This window comes from Psychromonas antarctica (assembly GCF_022267535.1).
In the GTDB taxonomy this organism is placed as follows: Bacteria; Pseudomonadota; Gammaproteobacteria; order Enterobacterales; family Psychromonadaceae; genus Psychromonas; species Psychromonas antarctica.
This window is the reverse complement of record NZ_JAHNZV010000123.1, coordinates 1-7,465: the sequence shown is the minus strand read 5'-3', so window position 1 is coordinate 7,465 and position 7,465 is coordinate 1. Positions and strand designations below refer to the sequence as shown.

6 protein-coding genes and 2 pseudogenes are annotated in these 7,465 nt (G+C 38.5%); 4 read left to right on the top strand and 4 right to left on the bottom strand.

The features are described from left to right. Window positions 1–230: 230 nt before the first annotated feature. Window positions 231–494 carry an Lpp/OprI family alanine-zipper lipoprotein gene (locus KSO91_RS15120; protein WP_275114013.1) on the top strand — a complete coding sequence of 88 codons (264 nt, stop codon included), beginning with the start codon at window positions 231–233 and terminating at the stop codon, window positions 492–494. A gap of 63 nt (window positions 495–557) precedes the next feature. Here the strand turns inward: KSO91_RS15120 and KSO91_RS15115 are convergent, their stop codons facing one another. Next, on the bottom strand, window positions 558–1,532 hold the full coding sequence (locus KSO91_RS15115) for a L,D-transpeptidase family protein (protein ID WP_238743864.1): 975 nt from the start codon (window positions 1,530–1,532) through the stop codon (window positions 558–560). 313 nt (window positions 1,533–1,845) lie between these two features. On the opposite strand from KSO91_RS15115, the gene KSO91_RS15110 reads away from it, so the two are divergent. Together KSO91_RS15110 and KSO91_RS15105 are read left to right on the top strand one after the other, a co-directional pair. After that, the gene (locus tag KSO91_RS15110; protein WP_238743863.1) at window positions 1,846–2,772 is read left to right on the top strand and encodes a 5'-nucleotidase; all 927 of its coding nucleotides are present in this window, start codon (window positions 1,846–1,848) and stop codon (window positions 2,770–2,772) included. A 90-nt stretch (window positions 2,773–2,862) separates the two neighbouring features. After that, window positions 2,863–4,389, top strand: coding sequence for a carbon-nitrogen hydrolase family protein (locus KSO91_RS15105; protein WP_238743862.1), 1,527 nt, complete (start codon window positions 2,863–2,865; stop codon window positions 4,387–4,389). Window positions 4,390–4,488: 99 nt separating this feature from the next. Here the strand turns inward: KSO91_RS15105 and KSO91_RS15100 are convergent, their stop codons facing one another. Further along, window positions 4,489–5,772, bottom strand: a complete 1,284-nt coding sequence (locus tag KSO91_RS15100; RefSeq protein ID WP_238743861.1) for a leucine-rich repeat-containing protein kinase family protein — start codon at window positions 5,770–5,772, stop codon at window positions 4,489–4,491. A 217-nt stretch (window positions 5,773–5,989) separates the two neighbouring features. Continuing rightward, on the bottom strand, window positions 5,990–6,625 hold the full coding sequence (locus KSO91_RS15095) for a YccT family protein (RefSeq protein ID WP_238743860.1): 636 nt from the start codon (window positions 6,623–6,625) through the stop codon (window positions 5,990–5,992). A 354-nt stretch (window positions 6,626–6,979) separates the two neighbouring features. Here KSO91_RS15095 and KSO91_RS15090 point away from each other — a divergent pair. Then, window positions 6,980–7,342 (top strand): annotated as a pseudogene (locus KSO91_RS15090) (cation:dicarboxylate symporter family transporter); the annotation flags it as partial. A gap of 4 nt (window positions 7,343–7,346) precedes the next feature. Here KSO91_RS15090 and KSO91_RS15085 read toward each other — a convergent pair. Continuing rightward, window positions 7,347–7,465, bottom strand: a pseudogene (locus KSO91_RS15085) (IS1595 family transposase); the annotation flags it as partial.

Genomic DNA, 7,465 nt, shown 5'->3' with positions numbered 1-7,465 from the left:
GAGATGTTTTTTGGCCTGAGAAGTTACTTATCGAGCTGTAAAAAGCAGGGTGTCAGTGGTTCCACAGCTCTTGCTCTATTGTTAAATGATATGCTACCAAATATATTTACCCCTGCTGAGTAGTTACAAAGCATCTATATTTGTTTGAATAATCACAAAGCTCTGACATACTTAGCATGTGTATGGAAATGTACATTTATGTTCCTTAAATAACTATTAGAGGTATACCTATGAAAAAATTACTAATTGCGGGTGTTATTGTAACCTCGGCTTTACTTAGTGGCTGCTCAAATAATGTTGAATTACAAAAGAGTGTTAGCACTTTAACTAATCAAGTCAGCGAATTATCTGCAAAAGTAGATAACTTAGCATCTGATCATAAAATGATGAAAGCAGATACAAAAGCGGCAGCTGCAAGTGCAAAAACTGCAGCTATGGAAGCAGCGCGAGCAAATACACGCATTGATAATATCGCCGCTTCATACAAAAAATAAGACTTTATCTAATAGCTAAAGTTGCCAAGGGGAGAATAAAAACTCCCCTTTATTTACGCTGTTTTATTTGTCTACGTTAACCGCTAATCCCTGATGTGATAATAACGCTTCTTTCACTTTCAGGTTATTTACTTTATTACGATTCTTAAATTTAACCTTATCACCCACCCAGAGCAGATTATTCTCCTTTTCTTCACTTGTAATTGACAATGGGGCGTGTACCTCAAGTATATTTTTACCATTTGGCTCTGTAGATACTTTAATGGGCTCATTAATGATTCTCACTGGTTCACCTTTTGCCACTTGCTGAAATAGCCAAGCAATATCTACTGGGTTCAACCTAATACAACCCGCACTTACACGCATACCGATACCAAAATTTTGGTTAGTACCATGAATCAGATAACTATAATCAGCAAATGCCAATTGTAGTGCGTAGTCACCGAGGGGATTATTTTTTCCTGCTAGCACGACCGCTGGCAATTCATTTCCATGCAGTGCTAAATAGTCTGCTCTGATCTTTGCAGTAGGTGTCCAACTTGGATTTTTAATTTTAGTTCTGATGGTTGTTTCCATAATTGGGGTTTCCCTACCTAGACGGCCTATACCAATCGGGAAAACATAGACTTTATTGGTGTTTTTTTCAAAATAATACAATCTAAGTTCAGGTAAATTAATGACAATCCCTTGATATGCAACATCAGGCAGTAACATACGAGTTGGTATTTTTAATGTTGTACCTTGAGTGGGTAAAAAGGGATCAATGCCGGGATTTGCATCCATCAGAGCGACTAGACCAATATTATAAAACTGAGCTATCGAATGGAAATAGTCGCCTTTCTTGACTTCATATAACTCATCTTGGCCAATTAAACGTGCTCCATTTTCTGGGATTGGGTAAACATTTTCTCTTGCCTGAACAGGCGTTAGTAGGGTTAAGATAACTGTGAATATTGATATTAAATAAATTGCAGCTTTACGGTGCACAACATAACAAGGAATTATCACATGAGGTGATAAAGTACAGCCAATAAACATATTTAAGCCTTATATTAGTAGTGTTTAGGTTCTATCTAAAAGACCTTCAGCACTGTCATGGTGGATTAGTTTGTATTGTATTTTGTATTTGAACGCAAGTCACTCAATTGTGTCATGGGCATTAATGTTGCGTTCTTATAGACCGATATCTATTTCTGATTTATTCGCAGCAAACTGTCAATAGCTAGTTTACTTGCCCTATACAACCTGCTATATATCGTTTAGATGATTTCTACTATCATCTATATAGACAGTGCTTGACAAGCACACTTATAAACAAACAGATATTATAGGTTGAACAGGGTAGTTATAAATGGGTTATCCAATTGAGCGGAAATTAGTTATCGCCATATCTTCAAGCGCACTGTTTGATTTAAGTGAATCACAGCAAGTTTTTTTGACAGAAGGGCCGACGGCTTATAAAGCATTTCAACAAAAGCATCTAGATACAGTGCTCGGGAAAGGGGTGGCATTTCCTTTTATTAAGCGTTTTTTAAATATTAATAAGCATTTCCCAAAACAGCAACCCGTTGAAGTTGTACTACTTTCCCGCAATTCCGCCATAACAGGAAAGCGAGTTTTTAGATCCATTCAGCATTATGGATTAACCATTAGCCGCGCTGCATTTACCGAGGGAAAATCTCCATTTGAATATATACCTGCATTTAACACCTCACTATTTTTATCTGCTAATGAAGATGATGTGAAAAAAGCAATTAATGCAGGCTTTCCTGCAGGCGTAGTACTGCCGAGTAAAATTATTAACGATCACGGAGGAGATGAGCTGCGTATCGCATTTGATTTTGATGGTGTTATTGCCGATGATGAAGCGGAAACTATTTTTCAACAAGATGAACAACTAGCCGATTTTCATAGCTATGAAACTGTTAACTCTCATATTCCACATCAACCTGGACCATTAGCCGATTTATTTACCAAGCTTTCTTTTATGCAAAAGTTAGAAGATAAAGCTTTGGAGCAAGATAGACATTATAAACGTATTTTAAGGACTGCAATTGTCACCGCTCGCAATGCACCATCACATGAACGGGTGATAACTACACTTGAGCATTGGGGCGTCGCTGCAAATGAAACATTCTTTTTAGGCGGAATGGATAAACAACGCATTTTATCTATTTTAAAACCGCATATGTTTTTTGATGATCAGAAAGGACACCTCGTATCTGACGTTGGCGATATTCCAATGGTGCATATCCCATTCGGTATCGCCAATAAATAACCGCGCAATGCTATTATTTTAATTTATGTACCTTAGTGAACTGGGTATCCCATTGTTCACTGAGATTTTGTCACTATCTAAGGAAAAAAAATGGAAGCCAATCATGTTGAAGTCAGACATTTAACCAAACGGGACATGCTCGAGCTGCAAAGCGCTAGTGCAGATGTATACCAAATAGAGAAGCTCAATGCGTGGGATGAACGCGCAATAGATGCCTTGTTAACCCGCTTTCCTGATGGGCAAATCTGTATTTGTGTTGATGGTGTCGTTGTCGGCTGTGCTTTTTCGCTAATTATTAACTATGCGAAATTTGGTGATGAGCACACCTATGATGAAGTAACCGCCAAGATGACCTTTACTAGTCATGATCCAGATGGCGATGTTTTATATGGTATAGAGGTCTTTATTCATCCCGATTACCGTGGATTAAGGCTGGCACGACGCTTATATGCGGCGAGGAAGGAGTTATGTGAAAACCTCAATTTACGATCGATTATTGCGGGTGGTCGCATGCCTAATTATTCGAAGTATGCTGAGGAGTTAACTGCTAAGCAATATATACAGAAAGTCAAAGATAAAGAGATTTACGATCCGGTTTTAAGTTTTCAATTAGCTAACGATTTTTTTGTGCGTAAATTGCTTAAAAATTACCTGGCTGGTGATGTTGAATCGCTCGAGTATGCGACATTATTGGAGTGGCCAAACATCTATTACACCCGCTCAGTAAAACTGATTAATGCGACTAAACCAGAAGTGCGTATTGGTCTGGTGCAGTGGCAAATGCGTAGAATGGATAATATTGACGCGCTATTTGAACAAATTGAGTTTTTTGTGGATGCCGTATCGGATTATAAAAGTGACTTTATACTCTTTCCTGAACTGTTTAACGCCCCCCTAATGGAGCCTTTTCATCGTTTAAGTATTCCTGAGACAATCCGTAAATTAGCGGAATTTACTATCCCTATTCGTGATAAATTTATCGAGTTTGCTATCACCTACAATATTAATATTATTACTGGCAGTATGCCTTACATGGTTGGCGACAAGCTCTACAACTCTGGATTTCTGTGCCGCCGAGATGGAACATGGGAGCGTTATGATAAAATACATATTACTCCGTCAGAAAGACGTAATTGGATAATGACAGGTGGCGACCAAATTAAAGTGTTTGATACCGATTGCGGTAAGATAGGGATCATGATCTGCTATGATGTTGAGTTTCCTGAATATTCTCGTTTACTTGCAGATCAAGGGATGAACATCTTATTCGTACCTTTTTTAACGGATACCCAAAATGGTTATACGCGAGTGCGTCATTGTGCGATGGCTCGTGCTATTGAAAATGAGTGTTATGTGGCGATTGCGGGCGCAGTTGGTAATTTAGCGCGCGTTAATAATATGGATATTCAGTATGCGCAATCAGCTCTTTTTACCCCGTCTGATTTTGCATTTCCAACCACTGGCATCAAAGCGGAAGCGACACCAAACTCGGAAATGAGCCTCATTGTAGAAGTGAATTTAGACCTCTTAAATGCCTTGCATAACCATGGTAGTGTGACGACACTAAAAGACCGTCGCAACGATCTTTATTCTCTAAAAATCATTGATAAGAGTTAAGCTAACTTTAAAACCGGGTTGCATGTTTGCCCGGTTTTTTACTTCTAATGATTAGCTGGTCATTTCGAAAATTGACTAGCGCTGTAATGTCTGCGTTACCTAGTTATATTGTAGTTGACTAGGGACAGTTACCACTGCACGTTTAACAAGCCCTCGTCGAGCGATACGTTTAAATTGAATACTGGACTGATCTTCTTTAACACAAAGACCCAATAGATCATCAATAAAATGGCCAAGAGCACGAGATTCAATTAACTTAATTTGCACCTGCTGTTTTTCAGTCTGCATATGGTAGAGGGTGGCGGCCCCAAAATCACCGACAATAATATTAGCTTGCTCATCAAACAAGGTGTTATGTGCGTACAAGTCACCATGAGATACTTGCTTTGCATGTAAGTGGGCAAAGACAGCTTCCATCTGCACAACAATTTTATCGATGTGCTTAATAGAAAGAGTGAAGCCCGGTGGAAATGTATCGCGGGTGCAGCTTTTGAAACACGGAGGTAAACCTAGGTTGCGATAGTGAGGGGGAATTAAATCCATAATCAAGGCTAAATAGCCTTCTTCATTTACCTGTGCTAAAGACTGAACTAAGTTGGGATGAGCACCAACTTGTAAACACGCTTGTAACTCATCTTCAGGATAACCATCGCTAGTAACCGCTCCTTTAAATACTTTTACTGCAATTTCAGCTGGAAAGTGTGTTTGCTGGTGACGCCAAACCGCCTGTGAAATGATCCCTGAAGCGCCTTGCCCGAGTTGTTTTTGTAAGGTGAAGCTAGAGGAGGATATTTTAGGGACTGATCGTTGCTTACCTTTTACTTGGCTAAATGGATTACCTGAAAATGCAAACCAAGCAAGCTTAGGTAAATTTAGTAACTGATCGGGACATTCCGTCAATCGGTTTGCGGAAATCCGCAGCAATTCTAGGTTATGAGACTGGGCTAATGATTTTGGTAGTTTTATTAATCGATTACCTGCTAAAGCTAATTTTTGCAGCCAAGGGCGTTCACCCAGAGCATCTGGTAAGGTTTCCAGCTGGTTGTCTGTTAAAATAAGCCAGCGTAACTTGGTGGGTAACGATTTTTCTGATAGTTGTTTTATTTTATTGGATTTAAAGCCAACCATTTCCAACTGAGGGCATTGACCAAGCACTTCAGGAAGTGATTCAAAGAGGTTATTTGAAGCAAAAATAATCCGCAGCTTGTGCAGTGCCGTTAGCGTTTCGGGTAATTCGGACAATTGATTGTCTGATAAATCGAGAATTTCTAAGCTGTCTGCGAGTGTTAATATTTCTGTTGGAAATGAGGTTAGGTTTTCTGATAATTTTAAATGTTTAATACCAGATAATTTGCCCGATATAAGCTGAGAAAGTGTCTGCAAAATAATGATTCCATAGTGCAATGTAGAAATAAAAGAGGGGCAGTCTACTTGAAAAAACAGGAAAAAGGGAGGCCTTACTATTTATAAAGGCTGGGAGGTATAAGCTGGCTATTGAAGTTGTTTGTTATAAATAACTGCTTATTATTCCAAATAGTTGGATTATAAATAAGCAGTTACGCAGTTTTTATGGCTGTTTTTTAGACCCTCAAACTTTGTGTTATTTCATATCCTGCTCAAGTAGCCATATTCTAAATGCTTTGCGCTCACTTTTAGTCGCCGCTTTGTAAGTTTCCACCAATTGTTGAGTTTTTGATTGCTCACCCATAGTTTTCATTTTATGTTTCTTTGGTTGTCCAGTGGTTTTTATTTCTTCCGCTTGTCTTGTGGTGGTGACTGAGGTGAGTGTTATGTCATTTTCTTGGTTATAAGCAGTAATTAACTTTTTAATATTACGATAAGGAAAGTAGCCATCATCGGTGAGCTGAGCACTGTCTTCTATCGTTTGGATTGGCCCATCATTTTTTACAATCCATACTAGACCGTCGCGTATTGCACGCTCCGCTTGATTTTGACTATTGATATTATCAACACTAATTTTTGTATCACCTTTGATATTGAGATCAAAAATATACGGCCTACTTTCTATTCTTTCATCCTTTCGGAAATTTTTTGCATACTTTACCACTATCTGATGATTACCATCCGATAACTGTGAATCTTCGCTGCCGAAAAAACCACTTTCAACTTCTTCACCATCTATTGCAACTATCTCTACGCCATGCTCGCCTATTAAGGTGGCCGCGAGGCTAAACGACGACATAATGAACGATAAAACTAAGACCAATATTTTCATTTTACTTTCCTTGTCAGTTGATAATGATTAAACCTAAGATAATACCCTAGCTGTTCAGCATTGTAGCAAAAGAATGTATTTATATACGATCCGATATAAATATTTTTATTAATGACCGATCTAGTTTGCTATTAGACATTAAATACAACGGATTAATATCTGCGCAATAGATCACTAAAGTTGATTAAATAATCTTACTTTAGGCATATTGTTGATCAGCAGCTGGATTGTATCTGCAAATGCAGGTACCTTGACTCGTTTATAAACTGAAGCGTAATATTAGTAATAAATAGAGTTAATTCCCTTCTAAAATTGCTAACATCATTATTTTATTCATTATTTTAAGGATTCAAGGTGTTAAAAAAACACAAGGGACTACTGTCCAATATCGGAACTCAGGTAGTTATTGCTATGATTATAGGTACCCTAGTTGGGTCTTATATGGGCGAGTCGGCAACGATGTTTGCGCCATTAGGCGCTATATTTATTCATTTGATTAAGATGTTAGTTATTCCTCTTGTTGCTGTGGCAATTATTACAGGTGCTGCAAATCTTGGTGATAGTCCAGCAGCTGGTAAAATTGGCCTGAGTACTTTTGCATTTTTTATGCTCACTTCTGCTGCTGGCGTTGCTTTGGCTATCTTTATGGGAGAATTTTTTCAACCCGGTGTCGGTGTTGATTTAAGCAGCATGCAGGGGCTGTTCTCTAATGAATACCTGATTACCCATAAAGCTCAGCCATGCTTAAATAGCGTTGTGGCATAGGCGGAGTACGTAAGGCAACGAACATAAACCGAGGCAGCATATCCTCAAGCGTGAAACGACGATTAAATCTATAAC

Excerpts from the sequence above, each read along its gene's own strand:
- KSO91_RS15120 (WP_275114013.1), top strand. The coding sequence starts at position 231 with ATGAAAAAATTACTAATTGCGGGTGTTATTGTAACCTCGGCTTTACTT.
- KSO91_RS15115 (WP_238743864.1), bottom strand. The coding sequence starts at position 1,532 with ATGTTTATTGGCTGTACTTTATCACCTCATGTGATAATTCCTTGTTAT.
- KSO91_RS15110 (WP_238743863.1), top strand. The coding sequence starts at position 1,846 with ATGGGTTATCCAATTGAGCGGAAATTAGTTATCGCCATATCTTCAAGC.
- KSO91_RS15105 (WP_238743862.1), top strand. The coding sequence starts at position 2,863 with ATGGAAGCCAATCATGTTGAAGTCAGACATTTAACCAAACGGGACATG.
- KSO91_RS15095 (WP_238743860.1), bottom strand. The coding sequence starts at position 6,625 with ATGAAAATATTGGTCTTAGTTTTATCGTTCATTATGTCGTCGTTTAGC.